Source organism: Anaerocolumna sp. AGMB13025, assembly GCF_029689925.1.
Taxonomy (GTDB): domain Bacteria; phylum Bacillota; class Clostridia; order Lachnospirales; family Lachnospiraceae; genus Anaerocolumna.
This window is the reverse complement of record NZ_CP121445.1, coordinates 4,703,024-4,720,422: the sequence shown is the minus strand read 5'-3', so window position 1 is coordinate 4,720,422 and position 17,399 is coordinate 4,703,024. Positions and strand designations below refer to the sequence as shown.

The 17,399-nt window shown below is 37.6% G+C and carries 15 protein-coding genes; 11 read left to right on the top strand and 4 right to left on the bottom strand.

From position 1 onward, the window contains the following. Window positions 1-127 precede the first annotated feature (127 nt). Window positions 128-1,549: an MDR family MFS transporter gene (locus QA584_RS19455; RefSeq protein WP_278270767.1), complete on the bottom strand. Its 1,422-nt coding sequence runs from the start codon at window positions 1,547-1,549 to the stop codon at window positions 128-130. A 283-nt stretch (window positions 1,550-1,832) separates the two neighbouring features. On the opposite strand from QA584_RS19455, the gene QA584_RS19450 reads away from it, so the two are divergent. The 8 genes from QA584_RS19450 to QA584_RS19415 all read left to right on the top strand — a co-directional run bounded on the left by QA584_RS19450 (window position 1,833) and on the right by QA584_RS19415 (window position 11,675). Next, window positions 1,833-2,609 (top strand): MerR family transcriptional regulator, encoded by a 777-nt coding sequence (locus QA584_RS19450; RefSeq protein WP_278270766.1) that lies wholly within the window; start codon window positions 1,833-1,835, stop codon window positions 2,607-2,609. Beyond that, entirely contained in the window at window positions 2,606-4,687 is a 2,082-nt protein-coding gene (locus QA584_RS19445) for a BglG family transcription antiterminator (RefSeq protein WP_278270765.1), read from the top strand. The genes QA584_RS19450 and QA584_RS19445 overlap by 4 nt, the downstream gene beginning before the upstream one ends. 305 nt (window positions 4,688-4,992) lie before the next feature. After that, window positions 4,993-5,265 carry an HPr family phosphocarrier protein gene (locus QA584_RS19440; protein WP_278270764.1) on the top strand — a complete coding sequence of 91 codons (273 nt, stop codon included), beginning with the start codon at window positions 4,993-4,995 and terminating at the stop codon, window positions 5,263-5,265. Between the two features lie 11 nt (window positions 5,266-5,276). After that, on the top strand, window positions 5,277-6,980 hold the full coding sequence (gene ptsP, locus QA584_RS19435; RefSeq protein ID WP_278270763.1) for a phosphoenolpyruvate--protein phosphotransferase: 1,704 nt from the start codon (window positions 5,277-5,279) through the stop codon (window positions 6,978-6,980). A 285-nt stretch (window positions 6,981-7,265) separates the two neighbouring features. Then, on the top strand, window positions 7,266-7,733 hold the full coding sequence (locus QA584_RS19430; protein ID WP_278270762.1) for a PTS sugar transporter subunit IIA: 468 nt from the start codon (window positions 7,266-7,268) through the stop codon (window positions 7,731-7,733). 5 nt (window positions 7,734-7,738) lie between these two features. After that, window positions 7,739-8,566: a PRD domain-containing protein gene (locus QA584_RS19425; RefSeq protein ID WP_278270761.1), complete on the top strand. Its 828-nt coding sequence runs from the start codon at window positions 7,739-7,741 to the stop codon at window positions 8,564-8,566. Between the two features lie 122 nt (window positions 8,567-8,688). Further along, window positions 8,689-10,068, top strand: coding sequence for a PTS transporter subunit EIIC (locus tag QA584_RS19420; protein ID WP_278270760.1), 1,380 nt, complete (start codon window positions 8,689-8,691; stop codon window positions 10,066-10,068). Between the two features lie 170 nt (window positions 10,069-10,238). Beyond that, window positions 10,239-11,675 carry a glycoside hydrolase family 1 protein gene (locus QA584_RS19415; protein ID WP_278270759.1) on the top strand — a complete coding sequence of 479 codons (1,437 nt, stop codon included), beginning with the start codon at window positions 10,239-10,241 and terminating at the stop codon, window positions 11,673-11,675. Between the two features lie 216 nt (window positions 11,676-11,891). Here QA584_RS19415 and QA584_RS19410 read toward each other — a convergent pair whose 3' ends face one another. The 3 genes from QA584_RS19410 to QA584_RS19400 all read right to left on the bottom strand — a co-directional run bounded on the left by QA584_RS19410 (window position 11,892) and on the right by QA584_RS19400 (window position 14,606). Beyond that, on the bottom strand, window positions 11,892-12,470 hold the full coding sequence (locus QA584_RS19410; RefSeq protein WP_278270758.1) for a hypothetical protein: 579 nt from the start codon (window positions 12,468-12,470) through the stop codon (window positions 11,892-11,894). Between the two features lie 166 nt (window positions 12,471-12,636). Then, entirely contained in the window at window positions 12,637-13,959 is a 1,323-nt protein-coding gene (locus tag QA584_RS19405) for an MATE family efflux transporter (RefSeq protein WP_278270757.1), read from the bottom strand. An 80-nt stretch (window positions 13,960-14,039) separates the two neighbouring features. Beyond that, window positions 14,040-14,606, bottom strand: a complete 567-nt coding sequence (locus QA584_RS19400) for a TetR/AcrR family transcriptional regulator (RefSeq protein WP_278270756.1) — start codon at window positions 14,604-14,606, stop codon at window positions 14,040-14,042. Window positions 14,607-14,801: 195 nt separating this feature from the next. On the opposite strand from QA584_RS19400, the gene QA584_RS19395 reads away from it, so the two are divergent. From QA584_RS19395 to QA584_RS19385, 3 genes are all read left to right on the top strand, one after another. Continuing rightward, window positions 14,802-15,332, top strand: coding sequence for a ferritin-like domain-containing protein (locus QA584_RS19395; RefSeq protein ID WP_278270755.1), 531 nt, complete (start codon window positions 14,802-14,804; stop codon window positions 15,330-15,332). Between the two features lie 246 nt (window positions 15,333-15,578). After that, window positions 15,579-15,995, top strand: coding sequence for a hypothetical protein (locus QA584_RS19390; protein ID WP_278270754.1), 417 nt, complete (start codon window positions 15,579-15,581; stop codon window positions 15,993-15,995). A gap of 388 nt (window positions 15,996-16,383) precedes the next feature. Next, complete coding sequence (locus QA584_RS19385; RefSeq protein ID WP_278270753.1) at window positions 16,384-17,370, top strand: inorganic phosphate transporter; 987 nt, start codon at window positions 16,384-16,386, stop codon at window positions 17,368-17,370. The last annotated feature ends 29 nt before the right edge of the window (window positions 17,371-17,399 follow it).

The window sequence follows — 17,399 nt, the reverse complement described above, 5'->3', positions numbered from 1 at the left end:
GGGATAAAGCCGGCTTTCATTTAAAGCCAGCCTGATCCCATAGCACCTAACTGAAGACGACAGCCTGATGCAGCAATAAATAGACCCTGTAGGAAAGAACTCCTTTACCAGATCAACTGTGGTAATGTTATTTCTCAGATTTCTTGTTCGTTAAGAACAAAGTTGGAATAAGCATTACAAGGCTAAGGAATAAGGCTAACAGGAAACCATCGTGATAAGCCGTTGTCATAAGAGGTATTGTCGGTTCGTTACCGTGGATTGAAAGGCTGACAACCGTTGCAAGCACTGCTGAGCCAAAAGCACCGCCAATATTTTGGACGAGCCGGGTTCCGACGCTGGCTTGGGCTATTTCCTGTTTGACCATACCAGTGTATGCATCCGTCATCATTGGAACCGTGATACCACCAATACCGATACCGCGGATAAACAACACAGCACACATAACAGGAAGCGAAGACGCCTCATTGAAGAAGATAAATGGAATTGTGCCCAGGATGGCTAAAAGTAAACTTACCAAGACTACATTACGGGCTCCTGATTTATCTGTTAACTTACCAATCAATGGTCTGGCCAATAATATACCAAGACCTTGTGGAATCAGGATTAATCCCGCACTCAAAACGGAGAAGCCCTTAATATTTTGGAAAAACAAAGGCAATAATAACATTGGCCCATTGGTAGCAATTCCTGCAAGGAACAGGCCAATTAGGACAGCACTGAAATTTTTCAGCTTAAACAAGTGTAATGGGAGAATTGCGTGTTCCTTTCTAAGGGCAGCATAAATCACATAAATGACTAAAAATATAATCCCGGCAGTAACAGAACTAATAGTCGTAAGATTATTAAAGGCCGCATTCTTTGCCGCTTTCGTAATCCCATAAATCAAAGCCGCTGAACTGGTACCCAATAAAAGAATACCGATAAAGTCAAATTTTGCTTTTATATTTGAGGGCGTGAAGTCAGGCAGCATCACAATCATCAGTATGATTGCTAGAATACCAAGCGGAATATTCACAAAGAAAATATATCGCCAGGATAGGAATTGGACAATCACAGCTCCGATCACCGGACCAAGAATTGGACACAGGACCGTTGGAATACCAATCGTCGACATCATACGTCCCATTCGGTCCCTTCCCGCAATTTCAACACACAAAGTAGTCACCAGGGTCACGATAAACCCGGCACCAAAACCTTGGACAATACGGAAAATAATAAGGGAATTGATACTATGGCTGAGCCCCGAAGCTATGGAAGCAGCTAAGAATACTATATTTGCGCCAATCATTAACCATTTACCATTGAAACGCTGAACCAGCCAGCCAACAAGCGGTACGGAAATTGCCATGGATAATACATAACCTGTAATTACCCATTGAATTAAATCAAGTCCCACACGAAAATCCTTACTAAGGTGCTTGATTGCAATATTGACCATTGTTGAATCAAGCATAGGCATAACGGCTCCAAGTACTAGAATCCAGGCAATATTCATAATGTTCCTTGGAATCGGTTCTAAGTCCGGTGTTTTTTTATTGTTCTTCATCATACATAAATCCTCCTGCTATAATATATTTATGGTTATAGGACCTAACAACCGGTCGGGTCTTTATCCAGCCGGTCATACGGCATTTTAGTTACTGCTTACAGTCTGACTGCGCGATGTGATTTACGTGCAAATCGTGTTGGACGCTTATTTACTTTACAAAGTGCCGTTCTTTGTCTAAAATAGAATATAATCTATCACGTTACGTTCGAGTCAAGCGGGTTTCAATAAAAATAAAATAAAATTACGAAAAATTACTAATAAAATTTTTCAGGAGGAAATGGTAATGAAAAGCGTAAATGAAGTGAGTAAGCTTTCCGGTGTAAGCCGACGCACCCTGCAATATTATGATGAAATTGGATTACTGCCGCCAAGTGCGGTGAAGCCTTCCGGCTACCGCCAATATGATGATGAGAGCCTGCGCCGTTTATGGTGCATACTATTTTATAAAGAGCTTGGTATTTCCCTTGATGAAATCCGTTTGTTGCTGGAATATCCTAAAGAGATGAAAAAAGAGTTAATGCGGCAGCATAAACAAATACTTTTAGAAAAGCAGGATCGACTGCAAAAATTGTTACTGTCAGTTGACTGCATATTAAACGATAAATTTAATATTACAATGCTTAGGGATTTTGACAAAAATAAAATTGAACTAATGAGGAAAACATATGCAAATGAAATCCGAACCCTAATGGAAAGCGGTTTTTTTCTTCCAATAATAAAAAGCGGCATAGTACCTAGAGGTGTGTCCATAGAAAATGCCTCAAAATTTATGAATATGGATTTGGGTAAACTCATTGTTTTTGGAGAAGAAGTATTTGAAAAATTTTGTAATGCCATGAAAGATGGTCCTGACAGTTTAGCGGCCAAAGAGTCTGTTTCTGCTTTTAAAACTTTTATTAGTGAATTCATTTCATGGGAGGATACCTTTTATATTAAAATCGCACAGGCATATTTGGATGAGAAAGAAACCTTAGACAAAAAGACACCTGGTCTTGCAGAGTTTGTATATAAAGCAATTATACATGTGTATGAAACAAGGAAAGGGGGTATCTGTCAATGAAATTAACCTCCAGAAGTAAAAAAATAATCCTTCTGCTGTTGGAAGAAGAAAACTATACGGCAATCCATACAATAGCTGAAAGAGTAAACGTCAGTTCCAGGACAGTACTCCGGGAATTAAACAGTATAGAGAATTGGATGAATGACAATGGAATTTTGCTGGAGAAAAAGAAAGGAACCGGAATCCGGATCAATATACCAAAAAATAGGAGAGAAGGACTGAAAAACACAATACTTAGAGAAAAAGCAGATTTAACCTATTCTCCGGAACAACGGCTGGCTTTGCTGAAAGCAGAATTGTTAAAAAATACGGAAATAACCAAATTATTTACCTTAACTAAGTTGTTTGATGTTACAGAAGGTACAATCAGTGCGGATTTAGACAAGCTTGTTCCCTGGATGGAGAAATATAAATTAAGGATTATCAAAAAACCGGGGCTTGGAGTCTATGTAGAGGGAAATGAGATAGCTTTTCGGAGTGCTATGATTTCTTTGATTTATGAACAATTCCATGAAGCAGAAATAATTAACATTATTTTTAACAGGGAAAAAGAAGAACTGGACATTGAGGAGATAAAGAACCGAATAAGTTTGGAAATTCTGGATATTACAGACATAATCAATTTAGAACGTATCCAAAAGTTCCTTCACCTGGTTGAACGTCGGCTGAACCTCCAGTTTGCAGATAATTCCTTTATTGCGCTGGTAATCAGAATCAGCATAACTATTCAAAGGTGCTTAAAAGGAAAACTGATAAGTGGATTTGACAATATAAAAATGGATGTACCAAAGGATGACTTATTTTATCTGGTTAAGGAATGGTTTTTATCACCGGAAAATTCTTTTCCGGGGGTAATTACGCAAGAAGAAATAAAATATATGGTAATTCATATAAAAGGAGCTGAAATACAAGAAAGACACGGTAGTTTAAAGGATACGGATGAAATAAAAATATACGACCTGACGAAAGAAGTTATCTATATAGCGGAACGGGAAACCGGTATCTATCTGGAGGATAACGAGAGATTGTTAAGGGGGCTGGCGGGGCATCTTAAGATGGCAGTCTACCGGATCAGAATGCAGTTAGATATTATGAATCCTTTACTGGAAGATATTAAGGAAATGTATCCCGAACTATATAAAACCGCTGTAAAATGTGCAAAATTTATTGAAGAAAAAGAAAATATCATTCTTCCCGAGGATGAAATAGCATATCTGGCAACCCATATCGGCGCAGCAGTAAAAGAAGAAAAAAACAATGCCCTTTTCATATACCGGGCAGTGCTTGTCTGTACCAATGATATCGGAGTAGCTCAGCTGCTGGTATCAGAGATAGAACGGGTATTTACCAATATCAGGATTTCCTCCATCATTTCAGTTATGGATATGGATATTGTAAGGCTGGCACAAAAGCATATCGATTTTATTATTACTACCGTTGAACTTTTGGTTACGGAGCTGCCCACAATTCTGGTAAATCCTATCCTGAATGAAGCTGATATAAAACATATACAGTACGTTCTTGAGAACTTTCTGCCGGAAAACAAGAATTACAGCAGAGTCATTGCAGCACAATTAGAAGACAAAGTAACCAGGCTCAAGCTATACAGTGATTATGTGTTGCAACTCATTCATAATTATCTGTTTATTGAACAGGTTGCCGCCGATAGTATAATGGAATTAAATCATTTTATCAGCCGTTCTCTTGCTAAAGCAGGTGAAGACAGAAAGCAGATCGAAAAGGACTTAAATAACAAGCAGGAGAAAGGTTCCGCCATCCTGAAATATAAAGGAGTGGTTTTATATCATCTGCATTCAAAGGCAGTCAGGGAACTTGGCATGACAGTTATTAAATTAAAAGAACCGATGGACCGGTTTGATACTTTTATTTTTCTGTCAATGCCATTAAATCCAGACCGTTATGCTGCAGAATTAATAAACGAAGTTACCAGAAAAATTATTAGCAGTGACTTTGCCATGGAATTCAAACAAAGCAGCCAGGAAGAAATCATGTTTGAAATAAACCAGATTTTAGACAGTTTTATCCAGAATAAAGTAATGGAAACTACAATTAAATAAATCCTGTCACATTCAAATCGGACAGCACTGTTTTTCTTTTCCTTTACAGATTCTTTATTTCTTTTTATACTCTTCTTACAACTTATGGATGTAATTATTTATCGGTAATGCGAAACTATTACTACCTCGCACAAGTTTAAGCAAGGCAGTACTGGAAAGTTTTTAGAATATACGAATTTTATGGCTTCATGCCCTCTGGGTAAGATTTGCTCTGAAGTTCTGTTAATTGCATGGCATATGGATATAATACTTAAGTTTCGCAAATACCTAATGTAATTACCAATAAATAAAAGGAGTAAATTATCATGGAAAAAATTACAGTAACAGTGACCAATCCCGTAGGCTTACATGCGAGACCCGCAAGCCTGCTTACAAAACTTGTAAAAGGTTATGCATGTGATATTCAATTTTTTAAAAATGGTGATGAAACGAAGAAACATCAGCCTAAAAGTATTTTATCCGTAATGGCTTTAGGAGCGGTTAAAGGTGATAAACTGACTTTTGAGGCAAATGGAGCAGATGAAAAAGAAGCAATAAAAGCGATTGAAGAATTTGTTAATAGTGGTTGTGGAGAATAGGAGATTTTGGAATGAAGACCTTAAAAGGAACCCCAATATCATCAGGAATCGCAATTGGCAGCGTTTTTGTTAAGAAAATAGATACGAAAGCAATTGAATTTACGAAAGCAGATAATACGATAGAAGAGAAGCAACGATTTCATAATTCAAGAAATCTGGCTATAGAACAGGTAGAAGGAATTTATAAAGAAATGCTTCAAACAAAAGGTAAAGAGGAAGCAGCCATATTTGAAGCCCATATAGAAATGTTAAATGATGTGGAATTTATAAGCAGTGTTGAAAGCACCATAGAAACTTCTGCCTGTAATGCAGAATGGGCAATTAAAACGGTTAGGGATAGTTTTGTCGAATTGTTTGAAGCCTTAGACGATGAATATATGCGTGAAAGGGCAATGGACATTAAGGACATTAGTAACCGGATCCTAAAGATTCTAAGTGGTAATGACAGCAAGGACTCTTTCCGATTTAAGCAACCCGTGATTGTTGTGGCAGATGATCTTGCGCCTTCGGATACCGCACAGATGGACCCGGAGTTTGTATTAGGAATTATTAATGAGACCGGTGGTCCGACTTCTCATGCAGCTATTATAGCAAGAATGCTAGGTATACCCTTTGTTGTATGCCCGGATATTACTTCCAGGGTACAAATGGGTCAGATGCTTGCTTTTGACGGTGAAACGGGGAACATAGAATTAGAGGTAACTGAGCAGGTTCACAAAGAATATGAAGCCAGGCAGGACGCCTTCCGCTTTAAAAAAGGTCAGCTTGAGCAGCTAAGAGGTACAAAAGCCATTACTGTCGATGGGTATGAGGTAGCACTTGCCGGCAATATCGGAGCTCCCCAGGATGCGGATAAAGTATTGCAGCAGGATGGCAGCAGCATAGGACTCTTCCGTACGGAATTTTTATATATGAACCGGGATACTGCACCGGATGAAGAAGAACAGTTTAAGGCCTATAAAGAGGTAGCACTTAAAATGGAGGGAAATCCAGTCATCATCCGTACTTTGGATATCGGAGGGGATAAAGAAGTGAATTATCTGGAGATTAAAAAAGAAGATAATCCATTCCTAGGATACCGAGCCATCCGTCTCTGCCTGGACCGGATATCTTTTTGGAAAGTCCAGTTAAGAGCTCTTCTTCGTGCAAGTAAATTTGGGAATATCCATATTATGTATCCTATGATAGTATCTATGGAAGAATTGTATCAGGCAAAAAGGATATTAGAAGAGGTAAAGACAGAACTAAGAAATGAAGGGATAGAGTTTAAGGAAGCGATACCTGTTGGTATGATGATGGAAACCCCTGCGGCAGCCCTGATGGCAGATGTCTTTGCCCAGGAGGTGGACTTCTTTAGTATCGGTACCAATGACCTTATTCAGTATACAATGGCAGTTGACCGTATGAATGGGAAAGTTGCCCACCTGTATTCCCAATATGATCCGGCTGTTCTGCGGTTTGTTAAAAAGATAGTAGAAAGTGCTCATCAAAACGGCATCCCGGCAGGAATCTGCGGCGAAGCGGCAGCTGATGAGAAACTGCTGCCGGTTTGGGTCGGTTTAGGAGTGGATGAACTAAGTATGTCACCGGTTTCCATATTGAATACACGCGGAAGAATCCAGGGACTAATTAAGTCTGACTGTGAGGAGTTAGTAACAAAAATTTTAGCTTTAAAAACGTCAGCAGAAGTAGAAGAATATCTGAAAAGGGTATAGATTTTATAAAGTAATTGAAAAGTAAAATTGAATAAAAAAGTATCGAAAAACAGAAGAAAATACTATGACTGAGATATTAATTAAGATATCCATAATATTCCATTAGTCAAAATAGCCAAAAAAGATCATTGAAATTTGGTTAAAATAATCATTAGTTATAGGTTGACATATTGGCTGATTTAAGATATCATCATGACATAGGTTTGTTACTCCCTGGAGGCTTTCCCTAAAACATTTATTTGTTATGGGAAAGGTCCAGGGATTTTTTATTTAAGGAGGAATTTTATGTTTAAATTTTTAGGAAATAAGAGTGATATGAGAATATATTCCCCAGTGGTAGGGAAGATGGTTAAAATCGAAGAGGTTCCCGATAAAACCTTTGCAGATAAGTTATTAGGCGATGGAGTTGCATTCTATGCAGATACAGATACAATCAGCTCACCCTGTTCCGGCAAAGTAACCATGATAGCAAACACCAAGCATGCAATAGGGATTCTTTCGGATAATGGAGTTGAGTTACTGATTCACATTGGTCTTGAAACCGTGAATCTTCAGGGAGAAGGATTCGAAGTTTTAGTCCGGTCAAATGAGAAAGTAAAAGCTGGTACACCGCTTATCAAAGTCGATAGAAAATTAATGGAATCAAAAAACATTAATCTTGTAATACCAATGGTTATTACCAATGACATGGAAGTAACCAAAAACCTTCTAGAGACAGTTGATACAAGCAGTGTAGTTATGCAAGTACAATAGTAAGCATGATCGTTGTAAAGAATATTAATAATAATGTCTCCCTATGTTTAGACAGCAAAAATAATGAAGTGATTGTATTTGGAAAAGGTGTTGGTTTTATTAAGCCGCCTTATGAAATACCCTTAGAGAAGATAGAAAAAACGTTCTATAATGTGAAAGAAGAACAAATTAGTCTTATTAACCTTGTGCCGGTTGAGATTTTGGAAGTTTCATTCAATATTGTAGATTATGCCAATCAAAAGCTAGGTAATCAGTTTGAATCCAATGTGGTATTTACCTTGGCAGATCATATAAGTTTTGCAATCAAACGGCATGAACAGAACATTAAAATAAAAATGCCGTTACTGCAAGAAATCGAACAGACCTATGAGGAAGAATGTTATGTTGGTAAAAAAGCATTAAAAATGATTGAGAATAAGTTAGCTGTTAAACTTCCAAAGTCAGAAGCTGCATCCATTGCGATGCATTTGGTAAATTATGAAGCACTTCAAAAAAATACGGAAGATACGGATTATGGCAATATAGTAAACAACTGTATATCCAGTTTGGAAAAGATTTTAAATATTACGGTAAACAAAGATAGTTTCAGTTATTACCGTTTTGTAACACACCTTTATTATCTGATTAAAAGAATACGGAATAATCAGATGATAGAAAGCCAGAATGCCCAGTTATTCCATGCACTGAAAGAGGAATTCCCTGAAGTCTTAAAAAGTGCATTGGACATAAAAAAGATAATAAAAGAACAACTAGGCAGAGAACTCAGTGATGAGGAATTAATCTATCTGATGCTTCATATAAACAGATTATGCAGCAGAGAGGATTATGATTAAAGAGATAGGATTTGTTTGAGGAGAGTAACCAAAGGGGTTAAAGACGCTTTGGCAGCCACAGAAAATAAGCGCGCATTTTCTGTTTGCATATAATTATTTATACAAAAGGAGGATGTTTTTTCATGGCGAAAGAAAATAAATATGAAGCACTGGCCACGAATATACTAAGGCTTGTGGGGGAAAAAGACAATATTAGTTCATTTACACATTGTATGACACGATTAAGATTTAATGTTAAAGATAAAGGTCTGGTTAATGTACCAGAAATTGAAAAAATTTCAGGCGTTGTAGGAACCCAATGGGCAAATGATCAATTACAGATTATTATTGGACAGGCAGTAGGTGATGCCTATAATTTAATATGCGAAAAAGGTGGACTTAAAAAAGAAAGTACGATAGAAGAAAACCTTGATAAAGATAAGAAAAAGTTCAGTGTTTTAACAGTTTTTGAAGGAATCACAGGTTGTATCGTACCTTTGATACCAGTATTTCTTGCAAGTGGTTTACTTAAGGTTCTTATAGTATTGGCTAATTTAGCGGGAATCCTTCCGGCAGATTCATCGACCTATCAGGTATTAACCTATGCAAGTGATGCACCTCTTTACTTTATGCCTATTTTGGTTGGATATACTGCCGCTAAGAAGTTTGGAGCAGAGATCAGCCTTTCTATGGGACTGACAGCGTTGCTGGTATTTCCTAACTTAATGACTGCATTAGGCGGTGATAAGGCAGTAACACTGTTTGGACTTCCTGTTTATTCCGCAACTTATACGAATATGATTTTCCCTTCCATCATGGTTGTATTTGTTCTTAGATATGTGGAACGTTTCTTCAAAAAGATCATGCCGGAGATTATTCGTGTTATGATGGTTCCCTTATGTACGATGCTGGTTATGCTTCCGCTTACCCTTTGTCTGATTGCACCGGCAGGTATTGTTCTTGGTAATGGAATTACATGGGTAGTAGAAGCTGTTTATAATCACGCAGGCTTCCTTGGAGTTGGTTTACTATCTGCGCTTTATCCTTTATTAATTATTACAGGTATGCATTCAACGCTTGCACCTGTATGTATTGCATTTTTTACAAAGCTTGGATTTGATCCTCTGATTATCCCGGCATGCTATATTGCCAATTTCAATCAGGCAGCAGCGGCTTTTGGTGTGGCAATAAAAACAAAAGATAAAAATGCAAAAGGTATTGCAAGTTCCGCTGCCATTACAGCTTTTTTAGCAGGGGTTACAGAACCGGCATTATTCGGGGTTACCTTCCGTTATAAAACTCCACTGATTGCCTCTATAATAGGCGGTTTTGCAGGTGGCTGTTATGTTGGTATTATGGGTTCAAAACTTGTTGCTATGAGTGGTCTTGGTGTATTTGCACTGGCTGGTTTCTTAAGCAGTGATATTATGAATTTTGTACATTATATTATTGGTACTGTACTTGGTATGATTGTTACCTTTGTAATCACATTAGTTACGTTTAAAGAAGTAAAGAACAACTAGTAGAGGAAATATAGAGTTGTACTGTCTGTAATGCAACTTTTTGTCAAGAAATTTGTATCCATTGTAAGGTGCATTAGTTTACAATATCGGTTCGTTGGTTATCTATGCAATAAAAAATAAGAAAGGAAAGTATGTTATTTGATTATTTAAATAGCATGCAAGGAATAATTATGAGCTTTTCAAAAGGATTTCTATGGGGAGGTGCTACCGCCGCCAATCAATTTGAAGGAGGCTGGAACGAAGACGGACGTGGTCCAAGTGTAGCCGATATGATGAGTAACGGTTCTAAAACAGAACCCAGACGTATTACCAGAACCTTTGACGATAATTTATATTATCCCAATCATAAGGCAAGTGACTTTTATCATCATTACAAAGAAGATATTGCTTTGATGAAAGAAATGGGATTTAAAGTATTCCGTATGAGTATCTCCTGGAGCCGTATTTTTCCCACTGGAACGGAAGAAAGCCCCAATGAAGCTGGCCTTGCATTCTATGACAAAGTGTTTGATGAATTAAACAAAGCTGGTATTGAGCCACTGGTTACGATTTCCCATTATGAGTCGCCTTTTTATCTGACGGAAAAATATAATGGCTGGGCAGACCGTAAGCTGATTGAATTCTATCTTCGTTTTTGTGAGACTATATTTAATCGTTATAAAGATAAGGTAAAATATTGGCTTACTTTTAATGAAATTAATGCTGGTGTATATTCCTTCGGTGGATTTTCCGGTCTTGGCATTTTAAACGAGGGAACGACTAATATGAATGACCAGGTTGATATTCCCCAGCTTCGTTTTCAAGGGCTGCATCATCAGTTTGTAGCCAGTGCAAAAGCAGTTGCCCTCGGTCACAGCATTAACCCGGATTTCCAAATAGGCTGCATGGTGGCAATTACGGTAAATTATGCATATTCCAGCAATCCGGAAGATCAGCTGGCTAATCAGAGGTCCTGGGATTACTGTAATTATTATTGCGGTGACGTTCATGTAAGAGGTGAATACCCCTATTTTGCGAAACGAATCTGGGAGGAATATAATGTAAGTATTAAAATGGAGCCGGAAGATGAGGAAATCCTAAAGAAGGGAACTGTTGATTTCTTTGCTTTCTCCTATTACATGAGCAACTGCATCTCTACAGATAAAGAACTTGCTAAAACCCAGGGAAATCTTTTTGGCGGTGTAAAAAATCCTTACCTGACTGCCAATGACTGGGGCTGGCAAATCGATCCGGCCGGTTTACGTTATGCGTTGAATGAGCTTTACGGACGTTATCAGATTCCTTTGATGGTGGTAGAGAATGGAATAGGAGCCCTTGATACCCTGGAAGAGAATAATACTGTACACGATCCGTATCGTATCGAATACTTAAAAGAGCACATAAAATGCATGAAAGCTGCAATGGAAGAAGGCGTAGATCTGATGGGCTATACCCCTTGGGGATGCATTGATCTTATCAGCGTAGGTTCAGGAGAAATGAAAAAAAGGTACGGCTTTGTCTACGTTGATGCAGATGATCTCGGCAATGGTTCCTATAACAGATACCCAAAAGATTCTTTCTATTGGTATCAAAAAGTAATTGCCACTAATGGGGAAGAATTAGAATAAAGATTCCTTTAAAGTTTACTATATTTTTATTATAAAGCACTCTGTCGCTTAAAAGGCACAGAGTGCTTTACTTAGTGAAAGAAGTCCGTGGGCAAATCTTTGGTCTGACGAACAGAAATCTCATATAAGGCATACTTTTGTGGGTAAGGCTGCTAATCAAGTCAAAGCCCTATAACTACTCGAAAACAGAAGGTGTAAAGGTGGTCGGTAGTACTATTAATAAACAGTATTATCTACTTTATCGTAGACCGAAACAAGAATTGTGCTGATAGTTCCGGATTCTTTGGAGACTTTAAGTGATATACTTACATGATGTTGCCGGTACAAAATGCTGCTGGTTTCCTTATCAGAAACTTCTTCCTGTCTGGTAAACCCCTTTTCAAGGAGAATTGGTGTTACATCCTTAAGGGTTTGTCCTATGGTAATGCCATATACATGGTAGGGCTTTTCTTCTATGCTGATTTTTGCAAGCCGATTTTCAAGACTGCCATAAGGATAGGGAAAGAAAATCCCTTCAACGCCTTCTTTAGTGCCTTCGGCAAATTCAGGAAGAATATCAGAAGCCCCTTGGGATGGTTGGTCTTCTGCTGTTTTATCTGAATATTTTAACAGCTCTAATCCACCAAAGTCACTGTTTTGATTGATATCTTTTACAAGTTCCAAGGTGGTATTGTATTCTTTGATTTCCTTATCTTTCAGTTTCGCTTTATTATTCTCGGTGATAAGAATGCCGCCGGTCAGCCCTGCTATAACAACGGCTGCTATGATTACGGCTCTTAATAAGTGTGGTTTCATCCTATCTTCTCCTTTGTTAGTTGGTTGGATGCCTCATTAATTGGATAATAATAGAAATGGCATAGAGTTATTATAATATAATAGAATGACTTTATCAATGTTGTTTTGGGTTGTACCTGCAACATTGAATACAAAGTCAAACTGGTATGATATTTTTTAAAAGCATTTATACTTTTTTAAGCTTTAGGAATAAGAAATTAAATAGGATTGCGGCGGATACTGCGGCTACTACGTGACTGATTAAAATAGCCAGCCATATGCCGCTTAGTGCGAAAGAGGTATGGGATAAAAGATAGGCTAGAGGCATCCTGATAATAATATAGTAAAATATCATTAAGTACATCCCAACGCCTGGCTTTCCCAGTCCGTTGATCGCACCCATATAGCAGCTGGTAATGGTGTATAGAATGTAACCGATACTGACAATCAGAAAATAAGTCCCGACAATTGCAGCAATATCATTACTATTTAAAAATAGGTGAGAAAGCTTCCCTGCAAACGCGACTACAAGGGCGGAAAGCACAAGGAGTAGCCCGCATCCCCATAATAAGGCTGTTTTTAAATAGCTTCTTATAAGGTCCGGTCTTTTTGCTCCGATACACTGTCCCACAATTGTAGTAAGTGCCATATTAAGAGCCATAGCCGGATAAAATAATATTATTTCAAGTTTTCCTGTAACTCCATAGGCTGCAATTGAAGACACCCCAAAACTGCTGACAAGGGATGTTAAAACACTGGTGCTAAGGGGAGGAATACTTTGCTGTATGATGGAGGGGAAGGATTTACACAACAAGATTCTTAATTCCGCCCAGTCAAACAGCAGGAAGCTAAAATGGAACAGCTTTTTTTTCAAGATATAACCAGCCATGAAAAGCAAAGCAATGGACTGTGAGAGTATGGTTGCAATTGCTGCTCCGCTAAAACCTAAAATATGGATGAAAATAGGTTCTAGTATTATATTTAATACAGTACTGAAAAGAATAGCAAGGATTTGGAATAACGTGTTTCCATAGCTGCGAAGGACAGCCGTAAAGTATAAATATAGAAAAACCGGCAGGAAACCTAACAAGTACACGGCTAAATATTCTTTTGCCATTGAAAATATCTCAGAGGGTGTATGTAGAAGCGTCAATATCCAATTGATAGAACTTTCACAGATTAAAATAAGTACAATACATAAAATAACGGTGCCAATTAACGAGGTAGATAAGATACGCTTCGTTTTTGCATGGTCTTTCGCGCCGACAGCCTGTGACAGCAGAATAGCTACGCCACCACTTGCGCCCATGCCGATAGAAGTTAAAATTAATATAATAGGAGTAGAACTGGTAAGTGCCGCCATTGCATTTTCACCTAGTAAATTGCCAATCCATAAGCTATCTACCAAGTTATAAGACATATTAAGAATCATAGCAATAATGAGAGGGATGGTAATTTTAAACAATCCGTTTTTTGGTTTCTCGTTTACAAAATTAATTTGTGTTTTCATAAGTTAGTTCCTTTCGTGAATGAATATCATTCAATAAAATTGTATTTTTTATCCCTGACCTAAAAAGGACAGGGATTTTATTAAACTAACAGTTGCAAAAGAAAGGTCCGTATTCGGTTGAGTCTCTCTTCTCCAGACAGGTCATCACGTTGCAATATGCCTAACTGACCATATATACAGAAGCTGGCGGCAGTATCTGCGTCAGTCAAATGAAGCTCGCCTGAATCTATTTCATGCTGAATCTGTTCTTTTATTATGGGTACTAATTTGCGGCATATTTTCATAGATAACTGATCGTGGATTTTTTTGCTGTCTGTATCATGGAATACCTTATAATAAAAACTGTTATGCTGTTCAATATCCATAAAGGTTGGTGTTTCATAAAGCTTTTGTTTTAAGGTTTTACTGCGATCACATAGTACCGGCTGCATTTGACTTACCTGTTGTTCGGCATAATAGTCTAAAGCAGTATCGAACAATTCCTCCTTAGATTTAAAATATCGGTAGCATAGACCTTGTGCAATTCCGATTTTTTCAGCAATATCACTGATGGAAGTCTTATCATAACCCTTTTGATAAAACAATTCCATTGCAGTATCCAGGATTTCCTGTTTGCGGACTTCAGGTTCTTTTGTTACGCGGGTCATATTTTACCTCCTTGTGGTGAAACTATTTGTATTCTAGCATAAAGGTTATCAATTGTCAATGAATAATATTCATTCACGAATATTCTTCCCTTTTATGACCAATACATAAGTGATAACACGATGTAACAAGATTGTAAGATGTAGCAATTTTATATTATTTTCATATTATAGATATAAAAAATATTGGAGTTAGTTTTGAATTACTCAAATTATTATTTTCCTATAGCAGATCCATATATACAACCTTATATTAGACCTTTGGATATGGAAATCTCAGATGAAAAGGCTAATGTTTTTGTCTATCCCAATAACCTCGATAATGCTCTTGAGCTAATACAAAAAGCCGTTGCCGGTGAAAATGAAGATAAAATTTTTTATACCTATTTAATTGAAAATGCTCCCGATGATGAAGATAAACAGATAATAACCGGTATACGAAACAATGAGATGGACCATTATAATATGTTCCGTCAGATTTATTACGATATTACAGGTGCGGTTCTCCCAAAAGAAAGTGAAGAATCCTTTAAAACCCCGGACTCATATTGCGATGGCATCAAAAAAGCTTTGCTTGGTGAGCAAAATGCCGTACAGAGATACCGCCAGATTTTATATGCGATGCAGCCCAGAGTTCATATTAACATGTTAACTGAAATAATCACCGATGAAATCAGACATGGAATACTTTATAATTATATATATTCCAAGAATAATTGTAATGCATGACTTAATTATACCAAGAGGCTGTTGCAAAATTGCAGGATATAGAACCTGGGCATAGAATCCTTATTCTCACTCAGGTGACTTAGTCTTTGAATATTACAACAGCCTATTTATTGTGTAAGAGAGGGACAAACTGCCCTTTGCTGCGATTAGTTTTATAACTCTGTTTGAAAAGTTGGGCAAAGTTAGGATTGAAATAACAGCTTCAGTATGTTATAGTTTTGTTTGACTAGGAACAGAGGACAAGATATGAAGCAGAGGACAAGTTATTGCCGTAATTTTGCGGTTTTATTATGCATAGCAGCTTTGTGGGTAGGAATGTACACTCCATATGAGGGTGTAGATTCTTTCTTTGTGTTTTCTGATTCCATATATACTCTTCCTAATGCATTCCCTGGCTTTCAAAACCTGGATGCTGCAGAGAATATAATTGGTGAAATTTCAGAGGAGGACACAGCGGGTTTTTCAGCTGGGTCAAGTGTTACATCTTCATATTGGATTTTCCCCTTGACATTTTCACTATCAACGGCGGTTCTGCCATTAATTCCACTTTTATTTTGGGTCGTTTTAAAGATATTATTACAGAGCGAATTTTGTGTAAGAATGTATACCATTTTGTACATACATAATTCGGATGGCGGGAAAGGAGATTTATACAGGGTTTAATTTAATTCAAATGGTCCTGTTACCGGCAATAATTGCGCTTATTTCTTGCAGAAGTTAGCTGTGGTACTTTGCTGCCAAAATTGAAATGGCAGTATTGTATCCAAATATGTCCTTCCTCTACTATTTGAAATGCTGCTTTTACGGCAATCAGGCGTGGAGGCTGAAAGCAAATATAAGAAATGAAAGGTATGCAACTATACGATTTCTTCAAGTTGAAAAGCAAAAGTAAGAAATGATAGGGATGCCACTATACGATTCTTTCAAGTTGAAAGCAAATATAAAAAATGAAAGGATGTCACAGTATGATATACATCAACTGGGAAACTTGTTTCACATATTATTCTGTGGCAGTATCGCAAAGAAATTTGCGATATACAATGGGTATAATATGATTTTATTAATATTGATAATTATTTTGGCGTTAAGCTATGATTTTATTAATGGTTTTCACGATACTGCCAATGCAATAGCAACAGCAGTATCCACTAAGGCTTTAACCTTAAAAAGAGCGATAATTATGGCTGCTTGTATGAATTTTTTGGGAGCGATTGTATCTACCGGTGTTGCTGAAACTATCGCAAAAGATATTGTAGATTTAGATAAGATATCCAATGGCTCCATCGTTATGATAGTAGCCTTAATAGCTGCAATTTTATGGAATCTGATGACCTGGTACTTTGGAATTCCAAGCAGTTCGTCCCATGCACTCATTGGTTCTTTGGCGGGGGCAGCTTTTTCGGATGTAGGAATTCATGCTATAAAATATAAGGGGTTCGTAAAAGTGGTTTCTTCTCTTATTATATCACCCATTCTGGCCTTATCCGTAGGTTTCATCATGTTTACTTTAATCAAAGTTATTTTTAAGAAAGCCAATGCCGTAAAAGCAAATAGGGGGTTTCGAAGAGTTCAGGTTTTAACGGCTGCCTTACAGGCATTTTCTCATGGTACCAATGATGCACAGAAATCCATGGGTATTATTACAATGGCATTGGTAAGTTATGGCTATCAGACCCATGCGACAATTCCCCATTGGGTACAGTTACTCTGTGCTTTAGCCATGGCACTTGGAACCTCCATAGGCGGATCACGGATTATTAAAACAGTTGGTACTCAGATTATGAAATTAAAACCCGTTAATGCAGTAGCAGCGGACCTTTCTTCCGTTCTGATAATCCAAATTGCCACCAAATTTGGTCTTCCGGTAAGTACAACACATGTTGTTTCCTGTTCAATCATGGGTGTTGGTGCTTCCCAGCGTGTGAAAGGAGTCAATTGGAGTACCGCCCAGAAGATGGTATCGGCTTGGTTTACAACGATTCCGATTACATTTTTATTATCAGCGGCTATATGTGCGTTGTTTAAGCTCTTTTTATAGACTGCTAAGATATGCAGGATATCAAACTG